This window comes from Ruegeria sp. AD91A, assembly GCF_003443535.1.
Taxonomy (GTDB): domain Bacteria; phylum Pseudomonadota; class Alphaproteobacteria; order Rhodobacterales; family Rhodobacteraceae; genus Ruegeria.
This window is the reverse complement of sequence record NZ_CP031946.1, coordinates 3,597,770-3,621,358: the sequence shown is the minus strand read 5'-3', so window position 1 is coordinate 3,621,358 and position 23,589 is coordinate 3,597,770. Positions and strand designations below refer to the sequence as shown.

26 protein-coding genes and 1 tRNA gene are annotated in these 23,589 nt (G+C 57.0%); 11 read left to right on the top strand and 16 right to left on the bottom strand.

What is annotated here, in order from left to right:
• Positions 1 to 10: 10 nt before the first annotated feature.
• Positions 11 to 1,426 (bottom strand): aminotransferase class V-fold PLP-dependent enzyme, encoded by a 1,416-nt coding sequence (locus D1823_RS18235; RefSeq protein WP_117872464.1) that lies wholly within the window; start codon positions 1,424 to 1,426, stop codon positions 11 to 13.
• A 102-nt stretch (positions 1,427 to 1,528) separates the two neighbouring features.
• Between D1823_RS18235 and D1823_RS18230 the strand changes: the two genes are divergently transcribed.
• Positions 1,529 to 1,990: an Lrp/AsnC family transcriptional regulator gene (locus tag D1823_RS18230; RefSeq protein ID WP_117872462.1), complete on the top strand. Its 462-nt coding sequence runs from the start codon at positions 1,529 to 1,531 to the stop codon at positions 1,988 to 1,990.
• 126 nt (positions 1,991 to 2,116) lie between these two features.
• Here the strand turns inward: D1823_RS18230 and rpsD are convergent, their stop codons facing one another.
• From rpsD to ugpB, 7 genes are all read right to left on the bottom strand, one after another.
• Positions 2,117 to 2,737, bottom strand: a complete 621-nt coding sequence (gene rpsD / locus D1823_RS18225; protein WP_117872460.1) for a 30S ribosomal protein S4 — start codon at positions 2,735 to 2,737, stop codon at positions 2,117 to 2,119.
• Between the two features lie 240 nt (positions 2,738 to 2,977).
• Complete coding sequence (locus D1823_RS18220; protein WP_162896878.1) at positions 2,978 to 3,427, bottom strand: hypothetical protein; 450 nt, start codon at positions 3,425 to 3,427, stop codon at positions 2,978 to 2,980.
• A gap of 505 nt (positions 3,428 to 3,932) precedes the next feature.
• Positions 3,933 to 4,880, bottom strand: a complete 948-nt coding sequence (locus D1823_RS18215) for a glycerophosphodiester phosphodiesterase family protein (RefSeq protein WP_117872455.1) — start codon at positions 4,878 to 4,880, stop codon at positions 3,933 to 3,935.
• The gene (locus D1823_RS18210; RefSeq protein ID WP_117872453.1) at positions 4,880 to 5,935 is read right to left on the bottom strand and encodes a sn-glycerol-3-phosphate import ATP-binding protein UgpC; all 1,056 of its coding nucleotides are present in this window, start codon (positions 5,933 to 5,935) and stop codon (positions 4,880 to 4,882) included. The genes D1823_RS18215 and D1823_RS18210 overlap by 1 nt, the downstream gene beginning before the upstream one ends.
• A 3-nt stretch (positions 5,936 to 5,938) precedes the next feature.
• The gene (ugpE, locus tag D1823_RS18205; protein ID WP_117872982.1) at positions 5,939 to 6,775 is read right to left on the bottom strand and encodes a sn-glycerol-3-phosphate ABC transporter permease UgpE; all 837 of its coding nucleotides are present in this window, start codon (positions 6,773 to 6,775) and stop codon (positions 5,939 to 5,941) included.
• A gap of 20 nt (positions 6,776 to 6,795) precedes the next feature.
• The gene (ugpA, locus tag D1823_RS18200; protein ID WP_117872451.1) at positions 6,796 to 7,677 is read right to left on the bottom strand and encodes a sn-glycerol-3-phosphate ABC transporter permease UgpA; all 882 of its coding nucleotides are present in this window, start codon (positions 7,675 to 7,677) and stop codon (positions 6,796 to 6,798) included.
• 61 nt (positions 7,678 to 7,738) lie between these two features.
• On the bottom strand, positions 7,739 to 9,049 hold the full coding sequence (ugpB, locus tag D1823_RS18195; protein ID WP_117872449.1) for a sn-glycerol-3-phosphate ABC transporter substrate-binding protein UgpB: 1,311 nt from the start codon (positions 9,047 to 9,049) through the stop codon (positions 7,739 to 7,741).
• A gap of 172 nt (positions 9,050 to 9,221) precedes the next feature.
• Here ugpB and D1823_RS18190 point away from each other — a divergent pair, with 172 nt between their 5' ends.
• Entirely contained in the window at positions 9,222 to 10,124 is a 903-nt protein-coding gene (locus tag D1823_RS18190) for a LysR substrate-binding domain-containing protein (protein ID WP_117872446.1), read from the top strand.
• Positions 10,125 to 10,353: 229 nt separating this feature from the next.
• On the opposite strand, the gene D1823_RS18185 is transcribed toward D1823_RS18190, so the two are convergent.
• The 3 genes from D1823_RS18185 to dgcN all read right to left on the bottom strand — a co-directional run bounded on the left by D1823_RS18185 (position 10,354) and on the right by dgcN (position 13,264).
• Positions 10,354 to 11,214, bottom strand: coding sequence for a D-amino-acid transaminase (locus D1823_RS18185; protein WP_117872444.1), 861 nt, complete (start codon positions 11,212 to 11,214; stop codon positions 10,354 to 10,356).
• 10 nt (positions 11,215 to 11,224) lie between these two features.
• Positions 11,225 to 12,190, bottom strand: a complete 966-nt coding sequence (gene dgcA / locus D1823_RS18180) for an N-acetyl-D-Glu racemase DgcA (protein ID WP_117872442.1) — start codon at positions 12,188 to 12,190, stop codon at positions 11,225 to 11,227.
• Between the two features lie 72 nt (positions 12,191 to 12,262).
• A complete protein-coding gene (dgcN, locus tag D1823_RS18175; RefSeq protein WP_117872440.1) occupies positions 12,263 to 13,264 on the bottom strand; it encodes an N-acetyltransferase DgcN in 1,002 nt (333 codons plus the stop codon).
• 295 nt (positions 13,265 to 13,559) lie between these two features.
• Here dgcN and D1823_RS18170 point away from each other — a divergent pair, with 295 nt between their 5' ends.
• Entirely contained in the window at positions 13,560 to 14,522 is a 963-nt protein-coding gene (locus D1823_RS18170) for an L-malyl-CoA/beta-methylmalyl-CoA lyase (RefSeq protein ID WP_117872438.1), read from the top strand.
• Between the two features lie 44 nt (positions 14,523 to 14,566).
• Here D1823_RS18170 and D1823_RS18165 read toward each other — a convergent pair whose 3' ends face one another.
• Positions 14,567 to 15,145 (bottom strand): PA14 domain-containing protein, encoded by a 579-nt coding sequence (locus tag D1823_RS18165; protein WP_117872435.1) that lies wholly within the window; start codon positions 15,143 to 15,145, stop codon positions 14,567 to 14,569.
• Positions 15,146 to 15,264: 119 nt separating this feature from the next.
• A complete protein-coding gene (locus D1823_RS18160; RefSeq protein ID WP_117872981.1) occupies positions 15,265 to 15,717 on the bottom strand; it encodes an Lrp/AsnC family transcriptional regulator in 453 nt (150 codons plus the stop codon).
• A 73-nt stretch (positions 15,718 to 15,790) separates the two neighbouring features.
• On the opposite strand from D1823_RS18160, the gene D1823_RS18155 reads away from it, so the two are divergent.
• Both D1823_RS18155 and D1823_RS18150 read left to right on the top strand, forming a co-directional pair.
• Positions 15,791 to 16,387: a LysE family translocator gene (locus D1823_RS18155; protein ID WP_117872432.1), complete on the top strand. Its 597-nt coding sequence runs from the start codon at positions 15,791 to 15,793 to the stop codon at positions 16,385 to 16,387.
• Between the two features lie 262 nt (positions 16,388 to 16,649).
• Entirely contained in the window at positions 16,650 to 17,612 is a 963-nt protein-coding gene (locus D1823_RS18150) for an acetyl-CoA carboxylase carboxyltransferase subunit alpha (RefSeq protein ID WP_117872430.1), read from the top strand.
• 3 nt (positions 17,613 to 17,615) lie between these two features.
• Here the strand turns inward: D1823_RS18150 and D1823_RS18145 are convergent, their stop codons facing one another.
• From D1823_RS18145 to D1823_RS18135, 3 genes are all read right to left on the bottom strand, one after another.
• Positions 17,616 to 18,746: a lytic murein transglycosylase gene (locus tag D1823_RS18145; protein WP_117872428.1), complete on the bottom strand. Its 1,131-nt coding sequence runs from the start codon at positions 18,744 to 18,746 to the stop codon at positions 17,616 to 17,618.
• Between the two features lie 112 nt (positions 18,747 to 18,858).
• Complete coding sequence (locus D1823_RS18140) at positions 18,859 to 19,506, bottom strand: GntR family transcriptional regulator (protein ID WP_117872426.1); 648 nt, start codon at positions 19,504 to 19,506, stop codon at positions 18,859 to 18,861.
• Positions 19,507 to 19,536: 30 nt separating this feature from the next.
• Positions 19,537 to 20,232, bottom strand: a complete 696-nt coding sequence (locus tag D1823_RS18135; RefSeq protein ID WP_254683759.1) for a M48 family metallopeptidase — start codon at positions 20,230 to 20,232, stop codon at positions 19,537 to 19,539.
• Between the two features lie 100 nt (positions 20,233 to 20,332).
• Here D1823_RS18135 and D1823_RS18130 point away from each other — a divergent pair, with 100 nt between their 5' ends.
• The 6 genes from D1823_RS18130 to D1823_RS18105 all read left to right on the top strand — a co-directional run bounded on the left by D1823_RS18130 (position 20,333) and on the right by D1823_RS18105 (position 23,465).
• Entirely contained in the window at positions 20,333 to 20,659 is a 327-nt protein-coding gene (locus tag D1823_RS18130) for a TIGR02300 family protein (RefSeq protein ID WP_117872422.1), read from the top strand.
• Positions 20,660 to 20,802: 143 nt separating this feature from the next.
• Positions 20,803 to 20,878: transfer RNA gene (locus D1823_RS18125), tRNA-Ala, on the top strand.
• Between the two features lie 155 nt (positions 20,879 to 21,033).
• Positions 21,034 to 22,248: an integrase arm-type DNA-binding domain-containing protein gene (locus D1823_RS18120; RefSeq protein WP_162896877.1), complete on the top strand. Its 1,215-nt coding sequence runs from the start codon at positions 21,034 to 21,036 to the stop codon at positions 22,246 to 22,248.
• On the top strand, positions 22,245 to 22,778 hold the full coding sequence (locus tag D1823_RS18115) for a hypothetical protein (RefSeq protein WP_117872418.1): 534 nt from the start codon (positions 22,245 to 22,247) through the stop codon (positions 22,776 to 22,778). The genes D1823_RS18120 and D1823_RS18115 overlap by 4 nt, the downstream gene beginning before the upstream one ends.
• Positions 22,779 to 22,863: 85 nt before the next feature.
• The gene (locus tag D1823_RS18110) at positions 22,864 to 23,175 is read left to right on the top strand and encodes a hypothetical protein (protein ID WP_117872416.1); all 312 of its coding nucleotides are present in this window, start codon (positions 22,864 to 22,866) and stop codon (positions 23,173 to 23,175) included.
• Positions 23,172 to 23,465 carry a hypothetical protein gene (locus tag D1823_RS18105; RefSeq protein ID WP_117872414.1) on the top strand — a complete coding sequence of 98 codons (294 nt, stop codon included), beginning with the start codon at positions 23,172 to 23,174 and terminating at the stop codon, positions 23,463 to 23,465. Before D1823_RS18110 ends, D1823_RS18105 begins: the two co-directional genes overlap by 4 nt.
• Positions 23,466 to 23,589 lie beyond the last annotated feature (124 nt).

The window sequence follows — 23,589 nt, the reverse complement described above, 5'->3', positions numbered from 1 at the left end:
GACAATTCCCTCATGCGGCTTTGAAGCGCGCGGTTGTCGGGTCGGCGTTGTAGTATGGCGCGAACTCCTCGGTCCGGTGTGACAGGTCATTGACGCTGTCGATGATGAACCGAACCGTTTCCTCGCTCATCAGATACGAGAAATTCAGTCGCACCCAACCGGGCTTTTTCATTTCTTCCCCTGCGGACAAGGCAGCGTGCAGCGCCTCTGACGTTGCCTGATCAATCCCCAGCAAGCGGTGAGCATAGGGTCCTGCACAGGCACAGCCGCCCCGCACCTGAATGCCGTAGATATCGCTGAGCATCCGCGTGAACAATTGCTGATGCACAGGCTGACCCGCATTGCCGCGCACCAGGAAAGAGAAGATCGGCAGACGATGCGCGCTCTCGACCCCAAGCAGGGTGAGGTTCGGGTTGTTCTTCCACCCTTCCAGCGCCATTTGATTGTACTGCACCTCACGCCGGGCGATTTCGTCCGTTCCGACGACATCCTTGACGATGAAGGCCAGCGCCGCACGAATGTCTCCGATCACGTTGGGTGTCCCGGCCTCTTCCCTTGTGGCCAGATCGGCACTGTAGTCATGCCGCCACGGTGATACGAAGCTGACGGTTCCACCGCCCGGCCAGCTAGGACAGGTCCGTTTCACGGCAGATTGGTTCACAACCAAAACGCCTGACGCGCCCGGGCCACCGGGAAACTTGTGCGGCGAAACCACGATCGCATCCTTGCGGGCACCTTCGGGCCCCATGTCCATCGGCAGGTAAGGCCCGCCACCGGCATAGTCCCAAACGGCCAAAGCACCATGCGCCTTGAGCATTCGCGTGACCGGATCAGGATCGGTGATAATACCAGTCACGTTGGACGCGGCGGAAAATGATCCGACCACCAAATCGGCATCCGCATGGGCCTCCAGCGCGGCTTTCAGCGCATGTAGGTCCACACCACCACCCTCGGCCTCGGGAATCTCGATGACACGTGCTTTGCTTTCGCGCCACGGCAGAATATTCGAATGATGCTCATACGGACCGATTAAGACAATCGGCTGGTCAGCCTCTGCCACCCCTAGCAGGCTGACCAACCGATTGAGCCCCGCAGTGGCGCCAGACCCGGTAAAGATCACCGCGTCCTCTTCCCGAGCACCAACAATGCGGGCTATTTCTGCCCGCGCTTCGCGGCGCAGACGTGTCATGTAGGATCCGCAGTAGGAGGCCTCGGTGTGACTGTTTGCGTAAAACGGCAATACATCCTGCGCCACAAAATCCTCGACCTGCCGCAATGCGCGGCCCGAAGCGACGTAATCCGCATAGACAAGCGGCACGTCTCCATGCAGACCCGGGATCAGAACGTTCTCGCCGATCAGCCCATCGCGCAGATTTGAATTGTGAGTGGTGGAACAGAGTTCCGCACGAAATTTGGACAGGGTCATTACATTGGCTCCTTACTGCCCTACCAATGTGATATTTTCGAGCCGCAAAAACTTCACCTATCTTTGCGTCGATTTTAAAAATTTTGTGTCATATGATCAGTTATGACATCAAAATTAGATCAAATTGACACGCGCATTCTGAAAGAACTGCAAAAGGACGCCACCCTGTCGCAGCGCGAATTGGCGGATCGTGTGGGACTTTCTCAAAACGCTTGCTGGCGGCGCTTGAAGGCCCTGAACGAAAACGGCGTTCTGATAGGGTCCACGGCCCGCATCGCGCGTGAAAAACTGGGTTTGAGCCTTGTGGTCTTTGTCATGCTCCGCACACGACATCATTCCGCTCAGTGGCTGCAAGCGTTTCGGAGCCACGTTCTCACGATCCCGGAAGTCGTGGATTTTCATCGGATCGGAGGAGATTACGACTATCAGTTGAAAGTCGTAACACAGGATATGACATCTTATGACAAGGTCTATCAGCGATTGATCGAAAAGGTCGAGCTGGACAGCGTGACATCGTATTTCGCAATGGAAGCGATTGCCGAAGGCAGACCCCTGCCGATCTGACCCGCACCTTATCTGGCCAATAACCCTCAGGGAAGGCGCGGGCCGTTGCGATGGCGGCAGAGTCCCCATCAAACAAAAAAGACCGCGCAAAAAGCGCGGCCTTTCGGAATTCGGGTGCTGCGAAGATTAGTTCTTGGCGTAGAATTCGACGACCAGGTTCGGTTCCATCATGACCGGGTACGGCACGTCGCCCAGCGACGGAGCGCGCACGAAAGTCGCGGTCATTTTCGAGTGGTCGGCGTCAATGTAGTCAGGAACGTCGCGCTCGGCCAGCGCGGCAGCTTCGAGGACAACAGCCAGTTGCTTGGACTTGTCGCGCACCTCGATCACGTCGCCTTCTTTGACGCGGTAGGACGGGATGTTGACCCGCTTGCCGTTCACTTTGACGTGGCCGTGGTTCACGAACTGGCGCGCGGCAAAGACGGTTGCAACGAACTTGGCGCGGTAAACAACGGCGTCCAGACGGCGCTCCAGCAGGCCGATCAGGTTTTCACCGGTGTCGCCCTTCACACGCTCGGCTTCGGCGTAGATGCGGCGGAACTGCTTCTCGGTCAGGTCGCCATAATAGCCTTTCAGCTTCTGCTTGGCGCGCAACTGCAGACCAAAGTCCGACAGTTTGCCCTTGCGGCGCTGGCCGTGCTGGCCGGGGCCGTATTCACGACGGTTGACAGGGGATTTCGGACGACCCCAGATGTTTTCGCCCATCCGGCGGTCGATTTTGTACTTGGCAGACGTGCGTTTGGTCACGGCTGATCTCCTTCGTTTTGTCGAAGCCCTAACGGGCCACTATGAAGGGCGTTGTCCTCTTGAGGTTTCCCCCATGACAGGCATCCCCTTGCGGGGGCCACCAACACCAATGAAGCCGCGCTTATAGCCGCAATGCCGTCGGTGTCAACACAGCATTCAGCAAAGTTCAGAAAATCGATCAGGGCAGACAGACATCGGGACCGACGCAGCGTCGAATCCGCGTAGCGCTGCCTTGAAACTCTAATTTGAGATCGGGAAAGAGACTACTGTCGCGTCACTTTTCAATGGCGGGTTCGGGATCGCCGCAAGCTCTGTCACTTCGACAATCCAGAACTCTTCATCCCGTGGCGGGCAAGCGCCGTCAAACACGAGAGTCCGCGACGTATCCTTGCCATCGACAACAAGCCTGGCAGAGAACTTCTGCGCACCGTTGGTAAAGGTAAGAATGCCTGACACAAGGCCTGAAACCTCACGGACAATTGGAAAGTGGCTGTTCACGTGGGTCGCAACGCCCCCGGCATTCCCCATTTTTCCAATGCTTTGCTCCACAGCCTCGCTCAGGACGATTGCTTGTCCACGCCATGACCATGATGCTCCGATCATCAAAGAGGAAAGGGGCGCATCTTCAAGCCCGTCAATTTCCGTCTGACACCAGGAAATAGCTATTTGACCGTTTGTTCCGGCTCTCATCTGCCCACTCGCACTTACTACCACCCCAACACTTAACTTTACCCTTATCAGCACAAATTCCGGCGGAAAAGAGACGGAACTGCAGCAATCACAAGATTGTTGTTAATGTGACTCAGCATTTGGCGCCATCCGTCAGGCTTTACGGCCAGTCGATGACGGTTGTGGCCAGCGCGATTGCCGAGCCTCGGTGCCAGAAATACCTAACGGCATTGAGAATATTGGTACGCAGGTATCAATTACTCTTCATCGACCGAAGGCGCAGAACACGGTCCCGACAACCGCAAGCGCAATGCTCAGAGCAGTGAGGTCAGCGTTTGGGCATTCGTTCCGGAATTCCGGACTTCCGTCAACCGCGCCCAAGAACGGTTTCCTGAGAATAGGCTCTCATAGGGTCATGCCGTAAAAACATGCTGGTCCTGTGCGTCAACGGGCTGAAGAGCCTTTGTTTGAGGCAATTTTCAAATGGCGAAAGAAATTCATTCACGTCACCCTCAGGGCGCCGGGATCACCGATGCCCTGCGCGCCAACCGAAGCCAGAGTCCGACAGTTGTCTTTGAACCCGCCCGGGGTAGTCGGATACGATTGCGTCCACGCGCAGATCTATCATCCTGCCTATCTCTTCGTGTTCATTGACCGTCCACACGGCGACGCACAAGCCCAACTCTTTTGCTCGCGTCACGTTTTCAGTCGTCACATCCGCAAAATATGGGCACCAAAGCGAACCGCCAGCTTGCTTTACCAAGTCTGGAATCTCGTCGCGGCGACCACGAAAGTCCGGGCAAACGGATTTTGAGGAATCTTCACCAACATCGTCGGCGTTTTCCGGAAGTTGCGTCAGATAGGATGACGGCATATCCGGAGCTTGCCGCTGACATTCCTCCAAGAGATTCCAATCGAAACTGTGCAGGACCGCGCGCGAAGATAAACCTTTGCCGCGAACGTCCTGAAGAACTCTCCCGACAAATTTCTCCCTGTATAGCGCATCATGGGCCAGGTCGGGATCCGACTTCAGTTCGAGCATCAGATAGGCATCACTGTTTTTTGGGTCATCGACCAAATCGAGCAGATCCAACAACTTTGGAACACGGACGCCATCTATTTGGGCCTGGTCCGGGAAGCGTTGGCCATAGGCGGATTGCCCGTCCAAACGCCCGATATCAAATTGCCGGAGTTGCTCGTAAGTCAGTGCGGAAACTTTCGGCTCTTCTCCGATCAGAAACAGGCCATTGGAATCGCGAAAGCTCGCTGCGTGCAGGCGATGATTGTGCGTTATGACCGGCACATTATCGGCAGTCAGAACAACGTCAAACTCAAGAAGCGGGACACCAATGGAGAGCGCAAAGTCGAAGCCCACCATGCTGTTTTCAGGTAACACACCTCGTGCCCCCCGATGGCCAACAACCCGGATCAGGTTTTCACCACCACGAAAGGCTTCAACATGCTGAAACACCATCAGCCTTCCAGCCTTTTGCCCGTCACGTGGTCAAACAAATGCATGTTCTCTGGTGCGACCGAGAACTGCATAACCGGGTGGCGTCCCTCGATCGGGTGGACGCCGGGAAGGCTCGCCGTGATCGCGCTTGCGGTGCCAGAAAGGTGACCGTGCAGCAACGTGTTGGCCCCAAGCGGTTCAGCCATCTGAATCGCCGCTTCAAGTGGGCCATTGTCATTCAACACCAGATGCTCTGGTCTTATGCCAAGCTTCACGGCGCTGTCTGCACCCTGAGAGGGTCCGACTTCGATTTCTCCGATCTTGATGGTCCCGTTTTCGCGCCGCGCTTCAAAAATGTTCATCGCCGGGCTGCCGATGAATTGCGCGGCGAACAGCGTATGCGGGGTTTCATAGACTTCCAGCGGCGTGCCGATCTGCTCGGCAATACCGCCATTCATCACGATCATTCTGTCGGCCATTGTCATTGCTTCGACCTGGTCGTGCGTAACGTAAAGTGACGTGATACCCAGCTTTTCCTGAAGCTCGCGTATTTCCAGACGCATCTGAACACGAAGCTTGGCGTCGAGGTTCGAGAGCGGTTCGTCAAACAGGAAAACCGCAGGCTCGCGGACAATGGCCCGCCCCATCGCCACCCTCTGACGCTGACCGCCTGATAACTGCCTGGGTTTGCGATCCAGCAAAGGTTCGAGCTGCAACAGTTTTGCCGCCTGGGTCACCTTTTGATCGATCTGAGCCTTGGGTAATCCAGCGATCTTCAGGCCATATCCCATGTTCTGACGCACGGACATGTGCGGATAGAGCGCGTAGTTCTGGAACACCATCGCAATGTCGCGATCCATCGGCTCTTTGTCATTGGCGCGCTCACCGCCGATCCAGATTTCCCCGGACGTGACCGTTTCCAGCCCCGCCACCATCCGCAACAACGTAGATTTACCACAGCCTGACGGGCCGACGATCACGATGAACTCTCCATCGGCGATATCGACATCAACACCGTGGATCACATCCGTCGGGCCAAAGCTCTTTTTGACATTCTCTAAGGTAACTGTTGCCATTTCTTACTTCTCACTATCGACAAGGCCTCGGACAAAGAGCTTTTGCATCGAAACCACCACAATGACCGGCGGGATCATCGCCAGAATGGACGTCGCCATGATCGTCGGCCAATGCGCAAAGTCGTCGCCGGACGGAAACATCTGTTTGATACCCATCACGATTGTATTCATCTCGGGATCAGTCGTGATCAGCAGCGGCCAAAGGTACTGGTTCCAGCCATAGATAAACAGGATCACGAACAGCGCCGCGATGTTGGTCCGGCTCATCGGCACCACAATATCAATAAAGAATCGCATCGGGCGGGCCCCGTCCACCCGGGCGGCTTCGGCCAGCTCATCCGGGATCGTCAAAAAGAACTGACGGAACAGGAAGGTTGCCGTGGCTGAGGCGATCAGAGGAAAGATCAGCCCGTAATAGCTGTTGAGCATACCGAATCCGGCGACAACTTCGAACGTCGGAACAATGCGGACTTCGACCGGCAGCATGAGCGTCAGGAAGATCAACCAAAAGAACGTCGTTCGCCCTGGAAACCGAAAATAAACGATTGCAAAAGCCGACAGCAACGAGATGGCGATTTTTCCCACTGCAATACCAATCGCCATCACCAGACTGTTGAACAGCATCGTTGCCACGGGCACGTTTACCCCCGAGAACAGCGCCGCTTTGTAGTTCACCCAGAACTGATCGCCGGGCACAACTGGCATCGGCGGTGAGACGATCTCGGCCTGGGTCACGGTCGAGGCCACAAAGGCAAGCCATATGGGGAAAAATATGATCAGGACACCGAGGATCATCAAAGCATGGGACAACCAGATGCCCGCGCCGCGTTTTTCGACCATTCCGTGTTGTTGGGACGCCATCAGTAATGCACCCGCTTTTCCACGTATTTGAACTGGATGACCGTCAACAGACCAACGACGATCAACAGGATGACCGATTGCGCCGAAGACGAGCCGAGGTCCTGTCCCACAAACCCATCTGAGAAAACCTTGTAGACAAGAATTGTCGTCGATTGTTGCGGCCCGCCACCGGTGATTGTGTGGATCACGCCAAAGGTTTCGAAAAAGGCATAAACGACGTTCACCACCAGCAAGAAGAACGCCGTCGGCGACAGCAACGGCAGCACGATCGTAAAGAACCGGCGCCAGAAATGCGCGCCGTCAATCGCCGCCGCCTCGATCACGGATCTAGGAACGGATTGCAGGGCAGCGAAAAAGAACAGGAAGTTATAGCTTATGCGCCCCCAGGCGGAGGCAACGACCACCAGCCCCATAGCTTCGGTGCCGTTCAGAACGTGGTTCCAGTCATAACCAAGCTGGCTGAGATACCATGACACGACGCCGACGCGCGTGTTGAACATGAACAGCCACAAAACACCCGCAACGGCAGGAGCGACAGCGTAGGGCCAGATCAGCAAAGTCCGATAGACCCCGGACCCTTTGATCAATCGATCCGCGATGACCGCAAGAAACAAGGCAGGGATCATCGAGCACAGCGTAACCAGCGTGGAAAACACTGCCGTTGTCACGAAAGAGGCGCGATAAAACTTGTCACTCAGTAGGAATTCAAAGTTGCCCAGCCCCACGAACTGGGACGACAACCCGAACGGATCAGGTATGAACAGTGACTGCCATATGGCCTGACCGGCGGGATAGAAGAAGAAGACGGCGGAAATGATGACCTGAGGGGCAATCAGAGCCAATGGCAACAGCCAGCCGCGAAAGGTGACGCGTTTTTCCATCCTGAAAACCCACCGAAGAAAGAAAATGCGGGCCCTGAAAAGGCCCGCATGAAGTTACGACTTATTGATTGGCGGATTCGAAACGGCGCAGCAACGCATCGCCGCGTTCCTTCGCGCTGTCCATCGCTTCCTGAGCTGTTTTCTCACCGGACCAGATCGCTTCAAGCTCTTCGTCGATGATGCCGCGAATCTGGTCGAACGAACCCAGACGCAAGCCTTTCGAGTTTGCGGTCGGCTCTTTCGCGGTCATCTGGATCACCGCGATGTCGGTGCCTGGGTTTTCGTCATAAAAACCTGCCGCACGGGTGGCTTCGCCGGCTTCGACGGTAATCGGAAGATAACCGGTGTTCTGATGCCACGCCGCCTGCACATCCGACGAAGACAGGAAGCTCAGGAACTCGCCGACGCCTCGGTATTCTTCGGGCTCATGACCCGCCATTACCCAAAGAGACGCGCCGCCGATGATGGTGTTTTGCGGCTCACCGGTGACGGATTCCCAATAGGGCAGCGGACGCACGTCGAAGTCGAACTCGGCCTCTGCCTTGATGCCAGCGTACCCGGCCGAACTTTCAGTGAACAATGCGCACTCGCCTGACCGGAAGTTCGCACCGCCTTCGTTTCTGCGGCCAGTGTAGATGAACTTGCCGTCCTGGGCCCAGTCACCCATTGCGGTCAGATGTGCAACCTGCACCGGACCGTTCAGCATAAGCTCGGTATCCAGACCAGCAAAACCGTTGTCCTGGGATGCAAACGGAACGTCGTGATAGGCTGACAGGTTCTCAAGGTGAATCCAGCTTTGCCATGCTGTCACCAGCGGGCAATCCTCGCCACCCGCCTTCAGCTGTTCAAGGACCTCGCCAACTTTTTCCCATGTGGACAGATCCGTGTCCGGATCAACGCCAGCGGCTTCCATGGCATCGCGGTTAACCCACAGCACTGGCGTCGAGGAGTTGAAAGGAAGAGACAGCATCTCTCCGTCAGTCGTCGTATAATACCCTTTGACTGCGCCTATATATGCATCGGGATCAAATGACGCGCCGCTTTCCGCCATCACTTCATAGACCGGCTTGATCGCACCTTCGGCTGACATCATTGTCGCCGTGCCGACTTCGAATACCATCAGGATATTTGGCTGTTCACCGGCACGGAATGCAGCAATGCCAGCATTCAGGGTTTCCGAGTAGTTGCCCTTGTGGCTTTCAACCACGACAAAGTCATCCTGACTGGCGTTGAATTCTTCAACCTGTCCTTTGACAAGCTCACCAAGGCGACCGGTGAAGGCATGCCAGAACTGAACTTCGGTTTGCGCCATTGCCGCCAAGGGGGACAAGGCCGTGGTGATGGCAAGAGCGCCAAGCAAATTCTTTTTCATGATTCCTCCCATGCATCAGGTTTGATGCTTCGTTGAATACCGACCACAACGCGTAAACGGCACACATGACGATTTCACGACGTTAGCGTTACAGAAATATAATTCAAGGCCTATCTACTTGGTGAAAAAATAACATAGTGTTATGACTTGGCGTGGTTGCTAGGGATCAACAATGAGTCAAATTCTGAGAGTGCGGCAATTGGAGGCCCTAATGGCCGTGACCAAAAACGGGTCTGTCACAGCCGCTGCGACCGATCTTGGAGTGACCCAGCCAGCTGTCAGCAGGCTGCTGTCTGATCTAGAAAAATCGCTTGGGTTTCAGCTTTTTGATCGCCGGGAGGGCCGATTGGTGCCAACGCAGGAGGTTCGTTACCTCTTGCCCAGCGTCGAGCGCGTTCTCGAACTCATGAGGCAAATCTCGGATGTCAGCCAGGATATCACACAACGCAAAGCAGGGCACATCCGTGTCGCCTGCCTACCTGGATTTGCCACCAGCCATTTGCCCAAAGTCGTCGCCAGCTTCTTGAAGGATCGGCCCGGTGTCACCCTGACGATCGAGCCTGACAGACCTGAACGCATTCTCGAATGGATGATTGGCGAGCAGTATGATTTCGGAATCACAGACAGTTTTCACGGTCATCCGGCGGTAGAAAGCAGAAACATCGACGTTCGCACGGTGTGCGTGTTCCCCACCGGGCACGAGTTGGAAGGCCTTTCCGAAGTTACCCCGGCGGATCTTGCACACAGCAAAATCATCCACACCCGACGCGACAGCGACTTTTTCGGGCGGCTTTCGAAAGTGTTTCAAAATGCCAATGTCGAATTGAACTCGCATATTGAGGTCAGGCAGTTCACAGCGGCATGTGAATTGGCGCTGAAAGGTGTCGGTGTCTCGGTCGTAAGCGAACTGGATGCCGTCCAATACACCTCACGGGGATTGAGTTATCGGCCATTCAGGCCATTGCTGACACATACTCTCTCGTTGGTACGCCCAATATTGAAGCAACCGTCGTTGGTGACACTTGAATTCATTGAACAGTTTCAGGAAAGCCTGAGCCCTTTCAAAGTCGGGTAACCCCGCCTTCAACCATATTCTTGCGACAAAGCTGGAACTGGTCCGACAGTCAAGACCGGTGTCCCGGCTCAACTTCGCAAGTGACCTGTTTTTTTGGCCGCAAGTCGCATGTGATCTGCTCATGCTCGGCGAGACCTACAGCGAAACTCCCTGTCCTGCCCCCGGACCCGACTGATGTTGGCACGGCGCCGCAGCAGTTTACCGCAACGCCGTCCGACGTGGTGTTTCTTCAGATCGCGGCCTTTCGGCTTTCATCCAGGTAAATTTCACGAAGGCGTTTGGCAATCGGCCCGGGTGTACCATCACCCAGCGCGACTCCGTCGATTTCCACGACGGGCATCACGAATGCGCTGGCCGAAGTTGTGAACGCCTCGTCAGCCTCCCTGGCTTCGTCGATGGTAAACAGACGTTCTTCAACTTCCATCTGCGCTTCGGCCGCCAGGCGCAGCACGGCCTTGCGGGTGATCCCGTGCAGGATGTCGTTGGACAGCGGGCGGGTCACGATCTTGCCGTTCTTGACGAAATAGGCGTTGTTGCTGGTGCCTTCGGTCACAAAGCCGTCTTCGACCAGCCATGCATCATCACAGCCCGCTTTCTTGGCCATCATCTTGCCCATCGAAGGGTAAAGCAGCTGCACGGTTTTGATGTCGCGGCGGCCCCAGCGGATGTCCTCGATCGAGATGATCCTGGCACCTTTCTGTGCTGCCGGACTGTCAGCCAGCCCGGGCTTGTTCTGCGTGAACAGAACGAGGCTGGGTTTGGTATCTGCCGAAGGGAAGACAAAATCCCGGTCACCGTCACTGCCGCGCGAGACCTGCAGGTAGATCAGGCCCTCTTCGATGCCGTTCAGATCAACCAGCTTGCGGTGGATCTCCAGCAGCTCTTCCTTGGTGCAGGGCTCGGCCATCTCCAGCTCATCCAGAGACCGCTTCAGGCGCACTGCGTGACCTTCGAAATCAATCAGCTTGCCATCCAATACACTGGTCACTTCGTAAACCGCATCAGCAAACAGGAAGCCACGGTCAAAGATGGATACCTTGGCCTCGGTCTCGGGCAGGTATTCGCCATTTACGTATACGGTTCGGGTCATGTTTGTCTCCTCAGCCCCAGAGCGCCGCTTCTGGCGGGTGAACTCCGGTGTCGTCAAAAATCAGCGGGGTGTCGCGGTCTTCGGCTAACAGAAGCGGGCCGTCAAGGTCCGTCACCATCGCACCCTGCGCCAACAGTGTCGCGGGTGCCATGGCAAGCGAGCTGCCAACCATACAGCCGACCATGATGTCATACCCTTCCGCGATTGCGGCTTTGCGAAGTTCCAGTGCCTCGGTCAGGCCACCGGTCTTGTCGAGTTTGATGTTGATGATATCGTATTTGCCCATCAGCCCGGACAGGCTGGCGCGATCATGGCAGGACTCGTCAGCGCAGACGGGCACCGGGCGGTCCATTCCGATTAATGCGTCGTCGTCCCCGGCGGGCAAGGGTTGCTCGACCAGTGCCACGCCCAAACGTACCAGATGAGGGGCGAGGTCGGCGTAAACCTCGGCCGACCAGCCTTCGTTCGCATCCACGATGATCTTGGCATTCGGAGCACCGGCCCGCACCGCCTCAAGCCGCGGCATGTCATCTGGGGTGCCCAGTTTGATTTTCAGAAGCGGGCGATGCGCGTTCTCGGCCGCCTGGGCCTGCATCGCCGCGGGCGTGTCCAGCGACAAAGTGTATGCGGTGATCTCTGGTCCCGGAACAGGCAGACCCGCCAAATCCCAGGCACGCTTTCCCGCGCGCTTGCTTTCCAGATCCCACAAGGCGCAATCCACGGCGTTCCGGGCGGCACCAGCAGGCAGTAGGTCCATCAGCGACTGGCGGGTGAACTCCGCAGGCAAGCCGGCAATCTCGGCCTCAACCGACTCGAGCGTTTCGTCATAACGCGCATAGGGAACGCATTCACCCCAGCCCTGATGCGTTCCGTCCGACACCCGAACCGTCAGCACTTTTGCCTCGGTCCGTGACCCGCGCGAGATGGTAAACACCTGCGCCAGCCGAAACACATCGCGAGAGACCTCTATCCGCACGCACCCGCTCCTTCATCTTTTCCAAATCTAACGCCGGAAGCGGTTGAACCCGCCACCGGCACGTGTCTCAGATCACATCGCAGCCAGCGCGTCCACCAGCTTGCCTGAACCAAAGCGGAACGGATCGGTCGCAGGCAGCCCCATGTCTGCTTCGATCTTGGCCAGATACGCCGTCGCGTCATCTTCGGACAGGTGCTGCGTGTTGACGGAAACGCCGACGACCTGACAATCGGGATTCGCCACTTTGGCCAGGGCCAGCGCGGTGTCGCGCAGGGTTTCCAAAGACGGTTGCTGATAGGTCGGCAGACCGCGCATGTGCTCACGGGTCGGTTCATGGCTCAGGATCAGGGCGTCCGGCTGGCCGCCGTGGATCAGTGCCATGGTCACACCGGAATAGGATACATGGAACAATGAGCCCTGGCCTTCGATCAGGTCCCAGTGATCGTCGTCGTTGTCAGGTGTCAGCCATTCGATTGAGCCCGCCATGAAATCCGCGACTACGGCGTCCAGCGGCACACCATCGCCGGTGATCAGGATGCCCGTCTGACCAGTCGCGCGGAAGGTCGACTTCATACCACGCTTGCGCATTTCAGCATCCATCGCCATTGCGGTGTACATCTTGCCGACCGAACAATCGGTGCCCACGGCCAGACAACGCTTGCCCTTGCGCTTGATCCCGTTGGCAATCGGGTAATCGACTTCGGGCACACGCACGTCGTGCAGCTTTTGACCGGTCGCTTCGGCCACCGCCACCAGGTCAGGTTCATCGCGCAACAGGTTGTGCAAGCCGGAGGCAAGGTCAAACCCTTCCTCCAGTGCCATGACCAGAACCTTTTTCCATTCCTGGCTGATCACGCCCCCACGGTTGGCCACGCCGATGACCAGCGTTTTGGCACCGGCCTCTTTCGCCTCTGTCAGGGTCATATCGGTCAGGCCCAGATCGGCCTTGCAGCCGTCCATACGGTATTGGCCGACGGCGTTTTCCGGGCGCCAATCCTTGATGCCCACAGCCACTTTGGCCGCCAATTGGTCGGGCGCATCGCCCAAAAACAGCAGGTACGGTGTCTCGATCATTGCGGTCACTCCTTTGATTCCGGCCTAAGCTAGTGAAGCGGCAAAACGAGCGTTTCGCGTTCTGCTCCGTCAAACACAGCTAACGCGCGATGTTCTTGCGCTCTTGTGCGGGATGACGCAAAATTCTTCGAATTTTTCAAATTGATTAATCTTTAATCACCACTCATCTTCTGCTGGAAATTTGCATTCTGCAACCGCATTGCCGCAGATGCACAATCTCCCTTGCGCCAAGTTGCGCAATTTAATACCTCATTGGGCGAGAAAATCGCAACTTCATTACCCACACGAGGTCCAGATGAGCTTTCGCATCCAACCCGCCGCGCCTGCACGACCCAATCGCTGTCAACTGTTTGGTCCGGGGTCGAATACCAAACTGTTCCCGAAAATGGCAGCTTCTGCTGCGGATGTGATCAACCTTGACCTTGAGGATTCGGTTGCGCCTTCGGACAAGGATGTAGCCCGCGCCAACGTCATCGAAGCGCTGAATACTGTTGATTGGGGCAATAAATACATGTCCGTTCGCATCAACGGATTGGATACCCCCTATTGGTATCGTGACGTTGTCGACGTGTTGGAGCAGGCAGGCGACCGTCTGGACCAGATCATGATTCCCAAAGTCGGTTGTGCATCAGATGTCTATGCCGTGGATGCCCTTGTCACCGCCATTGAACGCGCCAAGGGCCGGACCAAACCGATCAGCTTCGAGGTCATTATCGAATCCGCTGCCGGTATCGCGCATGTGGAAGAGATCGCAGCCTCCTCACCCCGTTTGCAGGCCATGAGCCTTGGGGCCGCAGATTTTGCCGCCTCGATGGGAATGCAGACCACGGGCATCGGCGGCACACAGGAAAACTATTACATGCTGCGCGAGGGTGAAAAACACTGGTCCGATCCCTGGCACTGGGCCCAAGCCGCCATCGTTGCGGCCTGCCGCACCCATGGGGTGTTGCCAGTGGATGGACCATTCGGGGATTTCAGCGATGATGAAGGGTACATCGCTCAGGCGAAACGCTCGGCCACACTTGGTATGGTCGGCAAATGGGCGATCCATCCCAAGCAGATCGCACTGGCCAATCAGGTCTTTACCCCGTCGGATGAGGCCGTTTCTGAGGCCCGCGAAATCCTGGCCGCAATGGAACAGGCCAAAGCCAACGGTGAAGGCGCGACCGTCTACAAAGGACGTCTTGTCGACATCGCCTCAATCAAGCAGGCCGAAGTCATTGTGGCACAGGCCGAACTGATTGCGGCGAGCAGCTAAGCCATAAAAAAGGGCGCCCGACCGAGCGCCCTTTTTTAAACTCTTCAACGGCCGAAAACCTCATTGGGCGTCCATGTGAAGCGCTCACCCTTCTTTCCTGACTTCATCATCAGGCAAGAGGTTCCCAGTTTCTGGAAATAGACGATCTTCAACGGATACCAACCCGCTTTGGGCACTTCCACTTCCGTGCGTTGATTGGCTTCACAACCTTGAATACCAGTTACGCGGCCGATCTGCTGACCACCAACCCAAGCTTCTATCCCGTCATTCGACCACGTTTCCAGCTCGTAAACGCCCGGTGAGTTAAACCGCATATACCCTGTCACCTCAGCGGCAACATTATAGGCTTCGTCGAACGTCATGACGTCCTCACCCTTGCTTGTGTCCCTATAATCCAACCCACGCAACGGCTTTCCGGGCTTTGCCTGAGACAGCATGCTTTTTGCCTGACTCAGATCCCGGATCTTCTTGTGTTGATTGCCTGTGCCAATGTATTTGACATTCAACCCTGCCTTCGGAGAAGGCTGTGGATTGGCAGGTTGCAGTTTCAGCGGTGCAGACAAAGCGGCCCCGGCAACTACCGACATGGCAACTGCGGTCGCCACTGTTCGAACGAGTTTCATCGTAATCTCCCTGTTTGCGTGCCGTTTTGGCTGGGCGTATCCCCTGGCAACGTCATTACAGTGACACTAGGCTCTGAAAATTGGCGCTGCAAGAGAGTGCGGCTTCACAATTTCAGAGGTTACGCACGCAGATCCTTGGGCGACCCCATGACCACATAGGAAGTGATCGACGTAACATGTGGCAGCGTTCCCAGCACCTCGGTATGGAAGGTCTTGTAGGACGACAAGTCGGCGCATTCGACGCGCAGCAGGTATTCGATCGTACCGGTGATGTTGTGGCATTCGACCACTTCGGGGGCTTGTTGCAGAGCCCGTTCAAACCCCTCCTGCGCCGCTTTTGTGTGTTCGCCAAGACCAACGCCGATGTAGGCGACAAAGCCGACACCCATCGACGCCGGGTTCAAAACCGCACGATAGCCGGTGATCACGCCGGCTTTCTCAAGCTCTTGAACGCGACGCAGGCAGGCGGAAGGCGACAGCCCGACCCGTTCGGCCAATTCCAGGTTGCTGATACGCCCATCACGGGTCAGTTCATGCAATATCTGGCGATTTATATGATCATTCTTCATCACAAGTTGCAAAAATAGCAGAAACGCGCACGAAAAAGCAATTTCATTTGCTGCCGGTCGGACGATACTTCGCAGTATGACTTACGACATCCTTCTGGCCCTCATCGCCTTTGCCTTCGTGACATCCATTACGCCCGGGCCGAACAATCTGATGCTGATGGCATCGGGTGCGAATTTCGGCTTTCGGCGTTCGATCCCGCATATGCTGGGCATTGGCCTTGGCTTCACGCTCATGGTGCTGCTGGTTGGTGCAGGGCTGGTTCAGGTCTTTGACCGATATCCGGTCAGCCATTCAGTGCTGAAGATCGTGTCGGTGATCTATCTGCTGTATCTGGCATGGAAGATCGCACATGCCGCACCAGCCGGGGGCGCTTTGGCAGCGGGGACTCCCATGACGTTTCTACAGGCCGCCGCCTTTCAGTGGGTGAACCCCAAAGCCTGGGCCATGGCCCTGACCGCCACAACCGCTTACACACCCAATCAGACCCTGCATGCAATTGCCCTCGTTGCGTTGGTTTTCGGGGCGGTCAACCTGCCGTCGGTGAGCACATGGACCTTTCTTGGTCAGCAGATGTCGCGGGTGCTGACGAACCCGCGCCGGTTGGTTGTGTTCAACTGGACAATGGCGGTGCTGCTTGTGGCCTCACTCTATCCCGTTCTTTGGCCCAGTTGACCTGCTTCAACGGCAGGCAGGTTTCAGCCAGCACATCCTTGGGCGCTGTGTCGGGTGGATCATAGGGTCAGACTTCGCGGCAAGGCTATCATGGGTGCAGGCCTGCGCACGCAGCACGCTGTCTTTATTGGCGGTGTCCACCAGTATCCGTTTTTCTATTCGCCCACCTGAAATCGAACATCTTCGACACACAGATCTTGCTGAGTTGCATCCGGAGCATCGTCAGGCCATATAGCAGGGAACTTTCGCGTTGAGAGGCGTCATGACCCAGTATCTGGATTTCGAAAAACCACTGGCCGAGATTGAAGGCAAGGCTGAAGAACTGCGTGCGCTGGCCCGCACCAACGAAGAGATGGACGTAACCGAAGAAGCCGCCGCTTTGGACGCCAAAGCCGCCAAGCTTCTGGGTGAGCTTTATGCCGACCTGACGCCTTGGCGGAAATGCCAGGTCGCCCGACATCCGGAACGCCCGCATTGCAGCGCTTACGTCAATGCCCTGTTCACCGAATTTACCCCTTTGGCCGGAGATCGCAATTTTGCCGATGATCTGGCCGTGATTGGCGGGCTTGCACGTTTCAACGATCAACCGGTCATGGTAATCGGCCATGAAAAAGGCAGCGACACCAAATCGCGGATCGAGCGAAATTTCGGCATGGCCCGGCCCGAAGGTTATCGCAAGGCGGTCCGCCTGATGGAGATGGCCGGGCGGTTTGGCCTGCCGGTGATCACACTGATCGATACTGCCGGCGCCTATCCCGGCAAAGGCGCCGAGGAACGCGGTCAGTCCGAAGCGATTGCCCGGTCGACCGAGATGTGCCTGAAGATCGGTGTGCCCCTAGTGTCGGTCATCATCGGCGAAGGCGGCTCGGGCGGAGCCGTGGCCTTTGCCACCGCCAACCGCGTGGCGATGCTGGAACATTCGGTCTATTCGGTGATCTCGCCGGAAGGCTGCGCGTCAATCCTGTGGAAAGATGCAGAAAAGATGCGTGAAGCCGCCGAAGCGCTGCGGCTGACCGCTCAGGACCTTCACAAGCTTGGCGTTTGTGACCGGATCATCCCTGAACCCAAGGGCGGTGCGCATCGCGATCGTCCTGCAACTGTCAAATCCGTCCGCGAGGCACTTACCGCCATGTTGGCGGAACTGGACGGCAAAGACGCGGCAGCCCTGATTCAGGACCGCCGTCAAAAATTCCTCGATATCGGATCAAAAGGGTTGGCGGCGTAACCGTCAGCCACCCAGCCTGCGCAACAATGCGACCGAGGGCTCTCCGGTGACAGCAAGGCCATTGGCGCTTTGATACGCGCTGATGGCTGACGTTGTGTTTTTGCCGATCACCCCGTCCGCGCCCTTCGTATCATACCCTTCGGATGTCAGCCGACGTTGCAATTCCTTGCGGTCGTCCAATGTCAGACCGTTTTCATCTGGCCCGAACGAGGCCTGAAACGGTGCGCCGCCGGCAATTCTGTCCGCCAGATGCCCGACGCCAATCGCGTAGCTGTCCGAGTTGTTGTAGCGTTTGATGACCTGAAAATTGCGGAAGACAGCAATGCGCGGCCCGGGTACCTGTGGTTGCAGCACGGCCACCGGAGTACCGGAAATGGTTCCGACCTCGCCCCCCCAGGGCTGCCCCCGCACCCAGCCTGCACGCGACAGATAAGCTGCGGTCGAAGCCAGCGAATCCGTCGGATCATCCGACCAGATATCCCGCCGCCCGTCGCCGGTGAAATCCACCGCATAAGCGAGGTAAGAGGTTGGAATGAACTGCGTATGCCCCATCGCACCGGCCCAGCTGCCGGTCATGTTGTCAGGCGTGGTGTCGCCGTTCTGAAGGATCTTCATCGCCGCGATCAACTGGCTTTCAAAGAACTGACCACGTCGCCCATCATAGGCCAGTGTTGATAGAGCTGACACAACGGGCACATCGCCGCGACGCGCGCCATAGCGGCTTTCCAGCCCCCACACTGCAACGACGATTTCCTTGTCTACTCCGTACTGCGCCTCGATCTGCGACAGCATCCCGTTATATTGCCGCAGCATCTTCTGTCCTGTGCTGATCCGCTCGTCCGAGGCGGCAATGGCCAGATAATCTTCGAGCGTACGCTTGAACTCTACCTGATTGCGGTCGCGCTCGATCACATCAGGAAGGTACCCTGCGCCCTGAAAAGCGCGGTCAATTGTGGATTGTGAAATTCCCTGCGATGCCGCCCTGCCCTTGAACCCGGCGACCCAGGCATCCCAGCCTGCATTGGGAACTGCCCGCATTCGGGAAGCAGGTGCGCTGGATGGCGCACCACCACCCGTGCAGGCGGCCAACAATGTTGATCCAAGGCAAATGGAAAAAGTCCGGCGAGTGATCATGGCTGTGGTCTGCTCTTGTTTGTGATTTGCCTCAAGAGTAACCCAGTCGGGCTGAACAGGCCAGACAGTGAACCCCTCTATCTTGTGCGCCGAAAGGTCGGCGGGATGCCGCTCAGCTCACCAGCAAGCGCAGCCCCTGTGTCACGTCCGAGCGGACCGCCAAGCGCAAGCCCGGTTCGTCCCCGGCCTTGAGGGCAGCGATGATCAGCTTGTGATAATGCGGTGGTTCAGTGCGCCTGAGACGACCGTAAAGCGCTCTCATCGTTGGCCCCAGTTGCAGCCAGACCGTTTCGGCAATGGCCAGCATCGCGGGTGCTTGAGCACGCAGGTACAGGGTGCGGTGAAACTCCAGATTTGACCGGATGTAACCAACCGCGTCCCGCTTGGTCACCGTTTCTGCAACGGTCATATTGATGGTCTGCAACCGGTCGATCAGCGCAATATGCGCCCTGGGCAGAGCCCGGCTGGCCAGTTCGACTTCCAGCAACGCGCGCAACGCTGCCAATTCTTCGATCCGGTCGTTGGTCAATTCGGGCGTCGAGACCCGGCCGGAATTGGACAGGAACAAAGCCCCCTCGGCGGCCAGACGGCGCACGGCCTCTCGCGCCGGGGTCATCGAGACGCCAAACTCCTTGCCGATACCACGCAAGGTCAGCGCCTGACCCGGCGCCATTTCGCCGTGCATGATTCGAGACCTCAGGGCGCGGTACACCCGGTCATGAGTGGCAGTTTGGGTTTCAGACGGACGTGTGTTCAACATCCGCTTATGTGATCACAAAATAACTCAAGGTCAACTCGGCTTTGCGTCGAACCTGTATCGATGCAACTCTGCCCCATTGTCGCGCAACCAGCGACGGGGTTGCTGATAGGGGCCGAAGATATTCTCTACCTGCGCCCAGAATGCGGGCGAGTGGTTCATCTCGGCAAGATGCGCCACTTCATGTGCAGCCACATAGTGCAGTACGTCTGGCGGCGCCAGAATGAGACGCCACGAGAACATCAATCCGCCATGCGAACTGCATGACCCCCAGCGTGACCGCGTGTCGCGCAGGCTAAGCGTGGTATATGGGCGTCCCAGCATTGCCGCATAATCATCGCACGCACCGGTTAACCGGTCCCGCGCCAGTTCCTTCAGAAACCGGGCCAATCTGCGTGCCTCGGCCCCTTTTGGCACTGCGACCTCGTCCGCCTGCAACTGAACACGTCGACCGTCCGCCGGCACGATTCGCCGGGCAACGCCTTCAATCGGTACTTGCTGTCCAAACTGCACCACGGCCGTTACCGGCCTATCCTGCAAATGCTGGCGAATCCACTCTTCCTTGGTACGTGCGAAACTCAGCGCCTCGGATTCAGGCACTCCAATCGGATAGGTCAACGTAACCCGCCCGTCCAGCTGAGAAATTCGCAAACTGATGCGCCGCGCCCGGGCGGATTTGCGCAGCCTCAGTGGCACCGGTGGTGTCCCTGGCAATGCGTGCTCTCCCATATCGCGACCTCTCTTGCGCAAAGACTTTGACAGTGCCCTCTGCCTGTGGCAGGTGAGCTGAATCATTTAGACGACTCACCTGATATCAAGGGGATTTGACATGCCCAAGGAAGAATGGGGCGTAAAGCGCGTTTGCCCGACCACCGGTAAGCGATTTTACGACCTGAACAAGGACCCGATCATCAGCCCCTACACTGGCGAGATCGTGGAGCTTCAAACATCCAAAAGCCGCATGATCGCGGCGGATGCTGAAGATGCAGCTTCGGTCAAAGCGCGTGAAAACGCGTCCGGAGAGGAGCTGGTCCTGGACGATGACGAAAGTGTCGATGTCGAACTGGACGACGATCTGCTGGACGACGATGACGACAGCAGTGATGACGTTTCTCTGGACGATATTACCGACATATCTTCGGAAGACGAAAGCTGATTACGCAAGAAGGCGACCTCAGGGTCGCCTTTTTCATTTGACGGGCAGCCCGGGCGGAAATTCGAGTTCAATTCCATTTTTGGACTTGCACTCGTCGTCACTGTCTCCTAAACGTCCGTCCACCGCACCAACGGTACCATAATGGGGCCTTAGCTCAGTTGGGAGAGCGCTTGCATGGCATGCAAGAGGTCAGGGGTTCGACTCCCCTAGGCTCCACCATTTTTCTCCTCAGTTCGAATTCACTCGCAGTCACACGGCTTTGAAAATAAGGCCTTTGACGTGCCAGTCTTTCTCACCCCCAAGGAAACTTGGGCTCTGCCAGAATTCCCATTGTGGGGGTCTGTGTGGGGTTCGCCAGTGAGAAAGTATGCAAGTTGACCAAACTGACAGACAGACAAATCAAGGCCGCGAAGCCGGGCGACAAGAAGATCAAGCTGGCAGATGGCGGTGGCCTGACGCTGATCGTTCACCCGAAAGGCAGCAAGACATGGGTCTGGCGCTACAGGGTCGATAGCAAGCAGCGTGAGATGACCTTGGGCTCCTATCCCTCTGTCGGCCTCAAGGACGCGCGACAGCGCGTCGAGGCGCAGAGAAACCTGCTAGACACCAATATCACCCCCGACGTGGCGGAGATGCGCGCAGAGGTACAGGCTCGGTCCGGTCTGACCGACACCACCTTCGCCGGGGTTGCTCGCGCGTGGTTGGTGGAGGAGCGCCCGCACTGGGCAGAGAAGACTTATGTCCGCGCCCGCAACCGGATCGAAAAGGATGCCATCCCTCTGCTGGGGACGGTAGAGGTGGCGGATATCACGGCGGTCGACATAAAGGCCGTCGCGCTCAAAATCGCGGATCGCGGATCGCACGAGACTGCGCGCCGTGTCATTCGCATCCTGCGGCAGGTTCTGGGCTATGCGGAGGCCGAGGGCCTGATCTCCTCTGTACCGGGCGCAAACGTGATCGACAGGTTCAAGCCCCAGCCGAAGAAACACCACCCCGCCATCGTTGAGCCAGAGCGTCTCGCGCTGTTTCTGCAGGGGCTGGACGCGTGGCCGCATCAGACCTTGGGCAAGCCTCTAGTGCAGATTATCGCACATACAGGTCAGAGGGCCGGTGAAGTGCGCAAAATGCGTTGGACGGACATCAACATGGGTGAGCGTGTCTGGATCAACCCCGTCACCAAGACGGGCATTACGATTGCCATTCCCTTGACGAACCCGGTGATCAAAATCCTCAACGAGATGTACAAGCTCAACGGCCACCGCGAATTCGTCTTTGCCAGCGAGAACGGACCTGTTTCCGAACCGGCTACCATGAACATGATCCGAAGGATCGGATTTGCCGGTGAGACAGATGCCCACGGCCTGCGGGCGACGCTGCGCACACTAGTAACAGAGCATCTCGGGTTCGATGAGAAATTGGCAGAGGCACAGTTATCCCATGCATCGAAGGAGCAGCATGGCCGCGCATATGACCGCACATCGTTCCTCGCCCAGCGCCGGGTGATGATGGAGGCTTATTCGCAGTTTCTGGTTCAGTTGCAGGAAGGCCGTGCTAACGTCGTGCCGATGATTGCGGGGTTAAAGGTATGAGCAGGGAAGAGACTGACGCAGATCGCGCCCTGACTTGGGTTAAGGCCCTTCGGGAGCGAGCAAACTCTCAGACCGGTATTCCTGATGATGCAAAGCTGGCCGATGAGCTTTGGGCAGCGACGGAGTTTGCCAAGGCCTCTGGGATTAGGTGGCCTGCCATTGAGCGGGCCTACCATGCCGAGCGGAAGCGTGTGCATAAGGAGCGAGCGGGCAATGCAGCTATCGACCAAGACGAGGTCGTGTTTCGTGCGAAAATCATTGCCGCAATCAACCACCTAATCAAAGCTGGGGTCGATGAGAAGGATGCCCGCAAAGATGTTGCCGGTTATGCCGGTGTCGATGCCGAAAAAGCGGCACGCTGGCATAAGGAAAACTGGGACGCGAAACCGCCAGAGCATTCCAATGCAGGCGGTAACATCGTTTACGTTGTTCGGCTGGATTACCAGATCGAAAAATACATGCTGGAACTAGAGCGCAAACACAACTCCCTGACACCCCTTGAAGCGGTCGTAGACCTGTTCAAGCCATAAAAATAAGCCCGACGAAAGGAACGCTCGTTTCGTCGGGTAAGCACGGCCTACAACAATGCCAGTATCTTTTTGTAGGAGGCTGGCAATGTCAGATCACATCGAAGCGCCCGTTCCACACCGTCTCTATGATGAGCGGTATCTGGCTGCACTGCTCGGTCTCAGCGCTGACGACTTCTATCTGTTGGACCACTGGCGTGAGTTCAATCTAGGCCCGAAATTTATGAACCTTCCAACCGGACAAATCAGGTATCTGGGCAGTGATATCACTGCTTGGATTGAAGCCGGTGGCGATCATGATGATCCCCGTGATATCTTTCGCAGCTATGAGGCCCTCGACGCCAAGAGGGCAGTGAAGCTTGGCCGGAAAGTCATGGCACAGGCGGAGGCGTCCGAATGAGTGTCGCACGCATGCCCATCCACCCGGATCAATTCCCGAAGACAGGTCTCTACACCCTGAAGCAACTGTCCACCCACAGCGGCGCTCTGGGCATGTTCCCCGGATCGCCCAGCACGTGGCTACGCTTGGTGGACAGCGGCGATGCGCCTGAACCCATCCAGATAGGTCGCCAGCACTTCTGGCGCGCTGAACATGTCCGCGCAATTGCAGCCGGGATCGACTGGCAAGCGGTGCGGATTGACGCGCCAGACCTCAGGGCAACTGCAGCGGACCGGATCAACGACATATGATCTGAATACGAGGGGCGTTATGTCAAAAGACACGATCCGAGTGACGCTGTGGCAGAAGAACGGCGGCGTCCTGTCGAAGACGATAAGCGCTGGGCCTGACGGCAAAATGTACCATTGCGGCGAA

What these genes read in the sequence shown, in the direction of transcription:
- dgcN (WP_117872440.1), bottom strand. Translation starts at nt 13,264, where the DNA reads ATGATCGAGACACCGTACCTGCTGTTTTTGGGCGATGCGCCCGACCAA.
- D1823_RS18135 (WP_254683759.1), bottom strand. Translation starts at nt 20,232, where the DNA reads ATGGGAGAGCACGCATTGCCAGGGACACCACCGGTGCCACTGAGGCTG.
- D1823_RS18145 (WP_117872428.1), bottom strand. Translation starts at nt 18,746, where the DNA reads ATGATCACTCGCCGGACTTTTTCCATTTGCCTTGGATCAACATTGTTG.
- D1823_RS18165 (WP_117872435.1), bottom strand. Translation starts at nt 15,145, where the DNA reads ATGAAACTCGTTCGAACAGTGGCGACCGCAGTTGCCATGTCGGTAGTT.
- D1823_RS18170 (WP_117872438.1), top strand. Translation starts at nt 13,560, where the DNA reads ATGAGCTTTCGCATCCAACCCGCCGCGCCTGCACGACCCAATCGCTGT.
- D1823_RS18110 (WP_117872416.1), top strand. Translation starts at nt 22,864, where the DNA reads ATGTCAGATCACATCGAAGCGCCCGTTCCACACCGTCTCTATGATGAG.
- D1823_RS18130 (WP_117872422.1), top strand. Translation starts at nt 20,333, where the DNA reads ATGCCCAAGGAAGAATGGGGCGTAAAGCGCGTTTGCCCGACCACCGGT.
- D1823_RS18150 (WP_117872430.1), top strand. Translation starts at nt 16,650, where the DNA reads ATGACCCAGTATCTGGATTTCGAAAAACCACTGGCCGAGATTGAAGGC.
- D1823_RS18215 (WP_117872455.1), bottom strand. Translation starts at nt 4,880, where the DNA reads ATGGTGTTTCAGCATGTTGAAGCCTTTCGTGGTGGTGAAAACCTGATC.
- D1823_RS18105 (WP_117872414.1), top strand. Translation starts at nt 23,172, where the DNA reads ATGAGTGTCGCACGCATGCCCATCCACCCGGATCAATTCCCGAAGACA.
- D1823_RS18185 (WP_117872444.1), bottom strand. Translation starts at nt 11,214, where the DNA reads ATGACCCGAACCGTATACGTAAATGGCGAATACCTGCCCGAGACCGAG.
- D1823_RS18190 (WP_117872446.1), top strand. Translation starts at nt 9,222, where the DNA reads ATGAGTCAAATTCTGAGAGTGCGGCAATTGGAGGCCCTAATGGCCGTG.
- D1823_RS18230 (WP_117872462.1), top strand. Translation starts at nt 1,529, where the DNA reads ATGACATCAAAATTAGATCAAATTGACACGCGCATTCTGAAAGAACTG.
- D1823_RS18115 (WP_117872418.1), top strand. Translation starts at nt 22,245, where the DNA reads ATGAGCAGGGAAGAGACTGACGCAGATCGCGCCCTGACTTGGGTTAAG.
- D1823_RS18220 (WP_162896878.1), bottom strand. Translation starts at nt 3,427, where the DNA reads ATGAGAGCCGGAACAAACGGTCAAATAGCTATTTCCTGGTGTCAGACG.
- ugpE (WP_117872982.1), bottom strand. Translation starts at nt 6,775, where the DNA reads ATGGTCGAAAAACGCGGCGCGGGCATCTGGTTGTCCCATGCTTTGATG.
- D1823_RS18235 (WP_117872464.1), bottom strand. Translation starts at nt 1,426, where the DNA reads ATGACCCTGTCCAAATTTCGTGCGGAACTCTGTTCCACCACTCACAAT.
- ugpB (WP_117872449.1), bottom strand. Translation starts at nt 9,049, where the DNA reads ATGAAAAAGAATTTGCTTGGCGCTCTTGCCATCACCACGGCCTTGTCC.
- ugpA (WP_117872451.1), bottom strand. Translation starts at nt 7,677, where the DNA reads ATGGAAAAACGCGTCACCTTTCGCGGCTGGCTGTTGCCATTGGCTCTG.
- D1823_RS18140 (WP_117872426.1), bottom strand. Translation starts at nt 19,506, where the DNA reads ATGTTGAACACACGTCCGTCTGAAACCCAAACTGCCACTCATGACCGG.
- D1823_RS18210 (WP_117872453.1), bottom strand. Translation starts at nt 5,935, where the DNA reads ATGGCAACAGTTACCTTAGAGAATGTCAAAAAGAGCTTTGGCCCGACG.
- D1823_RS18155 (WP_117872432.1), top strand. Translation starts at nt 15,791, where the DNA reads ATGACTTACGACATCCTTCTGGCCCTCATCGCCTTTGCCTTCGTGACA.